At 44.9% G+C, this 2,705-nt stretch carries 3 protein-coding genes; 2 read left to right on the forward strand and 1 reads right to left on the reverse strand.

The window, feature by feature from the left end; translation table 11 throughout:
* The first annotated feature begins 74 nt into the window (after positions 1-74).
* On the forward strand, positions 75-869 hold the full coding sequence (locus PX482_RS23520; protein ID WP_002759726.1) for a CPBP family intramembrane glutamic endopeptidase: 795 nt from the start codon (positions 75-77) through the stop codon (positions 867-869).
* Here PX482_RS23520 and PX482_RS23525 read toward each other — a convergent pair.
* Complete coding sequence (locus PX482_RS23525) at positions 852-1,649, reverse strand: Tab2/Atab2 family RNA-binding protein (protein ID WP_288027313.1); 798 nt, start codon at positions 1,647-1,649, stop codon at positions 852-854. The genes PX482_RS23520 and PX482_RS23525 overlap by 18 nt on opposite strands.
* A gap of 150 nt (positions 1,650-1,799) precedes the next feature.
* Here PX482_RS23525 and rimM point away from each other — a divergent pair, with 150 nt between their 5' ends.
* On the forward strand, positions 1,800-2,378 hold the full coding sequence (gene rimM / locus PX482_RS23530) for a ribosome maturation factor RimM (protein WP_002759724.1): 579 nt from the start codon (positions 1,800-1,802) through the stop codon (positions 2,376-2,378).
* Positions 2,379-2,705 lie beyond the last annotated feature (327 nt).

Genomic DNA, 2,705 nt, shown 5'->3' on the forward strand with positions numbered 1-2,705 from the left:
CACACCCCACACCCCATCTCCCCACACCCCACACCCCCCACCCCACACCCCACTTCCGTAACACCTAATTGACAATGGAGATTGCCGCCTTAATAAAAATTATTATTTTCCTGTTAGCCTGGTTAATTCTCTGGCTGCCGATTGCCATTGGTTTAGGGAGTCGTTTGGGATGGCAACCGCTGCAAGGGACAAAACCTGACCAGAAATTGCCCCTAGTGGCCTCTCTTTACGCCTTGGCTCCCTTAGTTATCTGGGGATTATTGAAGATAGAGGGGAGCAGCCTCCATAATTACGGATTAATTTGGTCATTTTCCCTATTTATCTCCCTAACTAAAGGATTAATCCTGGCAGTGGTGGGATTAGGGATAATTTTTTTCCTAGAGGGGATTTTGACATGGGTACATTGGCAGCCCAAAAACCTCACTCGCGCTTTTTCCTTGAGTTTACCCCTGTTGATAGTGGCTCTCTGGGTGGGTATTACCGAGGAATTAATCTTTCGGGGCATCTTTTTGAGCCAATTAAGCCAAGAATACGGTTTTTGGGTGGCGGGAGCCATTTCTAGCCTAATTTTTGCCCTGCTGCACCTGCTTTGGGACCGTCAGCAAACGCTGCCGCAACTACCCGGTTTATTTCTGATGGGGATGGTTCTGGTCTGGGCGCGGGCGATCGATCATGGTAGTTTAGGATTAGCTTGGGGACTTCATAGCGGTTGGGTGTGGGGATTAGCTTTGCTAGACAGTGCCGAATTGATGTCTTACAGCGATTCTGGGTTAGTTTGGGTCAAAGGTATCTATAACCAACCTTTAGCGGGTTTAGCGGGTATTCTTTGCCTCTTGGGGACAGCTTGGGGGTTAAACTTGTTTCAGTAGCCAAAAGCCGGTAAAAGTGCGACCAGAATCATCCGGTTGTATCAGGAGAAAGTGCAAACCTTGGCTTTCCTGTTTGGTTGCTTGATAAACATTGGCTGCCAGGGCCACTTCTTCATCTTCGTAGGTCAGAAAAATCCAACGTTCATTTAGACCCGATTCCAAGACTAAACCGCCCGATCGCCCCCTTTCTGTGGGAATATGATCGATAAATACCGGGTTAATTTCCTCTAACCAACGAGCGATGGCAAGAGATTTTTTACCACCGGTAATAACCACGCCGGGGATCATGAGAGTGGAGGCTAAACCTAATTTTAAAGGAGAAAAGGCTTCTGGTAGGGAAAGAATCGGTATTCTGCGATCGCCAAAAAAGTTAACTAAATCAACGGCGGGAAAGCGAGCAAAACGCCACTCTTGACCTAAAAATTGGTCTGGTAGGGGTTGCGGTGGAGGAGAGTCGATATTTATGGGGATTTGCCGCAATTCTAGCTGTTTTTTCAGAGCGTTAACGTGACGGGTTAACTCAATTTTGATCTGTAAATTCTGACCAGCGAGGAGAAATAAATTGGCGCATTGGGGGCGAAAAACTTGGATAATTTCCGGAGGGGAGACTTGACAAGCTTGCTGTAACTGTTGGGTTAACCAGTCGCTATTAGCTTGGGATTGGGGACAGGAATTTTCATAGATAAGATGACCAAGAGAATCGGAAATTAACAATTGCCAGACTGTCTCAAGAGGTGAAGAAGATGAAGATTTATAAAAATCCGCTTGCCAAATAGTCATAATTTAGTCAAAAGTCACCAGTAAAAAGTCAAAAAATGGTCAGGAGTAGAGGTCAACTAAAAATTTTAGCTTACCAAGACTTTTAAAATCTAGGAGCGAGACAAAAAAGGCTATATACTAGGGAAAGCTATAGCAAAAAATATCGAGACAATGGAAGAAAATTGGCTAGAAATTGGGACAATAGTAGCACCCCAGGGACTGGAGGGAGAATTGCGAGTTTTATCGGTATCAGATTTTCCCGAACGTTTTCAGAAGCGAGGGATGAGGGGAATACAAGGACCCCAGGGGGGAGAAATCCGAGAAATTACTCTGCTCAGGGGACGTGAGCTACCGGGCAAAAATGTTTATGTTATCAAGTTAGAGGGGGTTGAAAATCGGGAACAAGCCGAAGCTTTGCGCGGATATAAATTATGGGCGAATAAACTAGAAAAACCTCGCCTAAAAGCGGATGAATATCATGTTAGTGAGCTAGTAAACTTAGAGGTTTATCATCACCTGACAGGAGAAAAAATCGGGGTTGTAGTAGATATTTTGTGGGCGGGTAATGACATTTTAGCAGTGCAACTAGAAGCAAATCTAGCCTCCGTCAAGAAAAAAAGTCCATCCTCCGACTCAGAGGCCAGGGCCTTGGTCCCCTTCGTCAAAGAAATTGTTCCACTGGTGGATCTGAAAGCGGCACGCATCGAGATTGCGCCACCACCGGGGTTATTAGAGATCAATTTATCCTAGTGGGACTTAAACGATCAACAAGAGTATAATAGAGTATAATCGTTATAGAGTAAGCACTTGACGTTGAGAGAGCAGCGATGAAAGAGACAACCCCAGTCGCGATGCCTCCCTGCTTTCACCGATGGTGTGGACGTTTTGACAACTGCTTCAAGAGCGAAGCGCAAAAAAATGGGTTCAGACAGTATTTAGGGTTTGCTGAATAAATATAAAAACCTTGTTGGATAAGGCTTTTAGACTTTTTTTCCCTGAAAAAGTGCCTACCATTGGAGTGATTGGGGGGAAAATTTAGGGATTTTTTCCCTGAAAATTAGGTAATTGACCACCTGA

This window comes from Microcystis sp. M53602_WE12, assembly GCF_030065455.1.
GTDB lineage: Bacteria > Cyanobacteriota > Cyanobacteriia > Cyanobacteriales > Microcystaceae > Microcystis > Microcystis aeruginosa.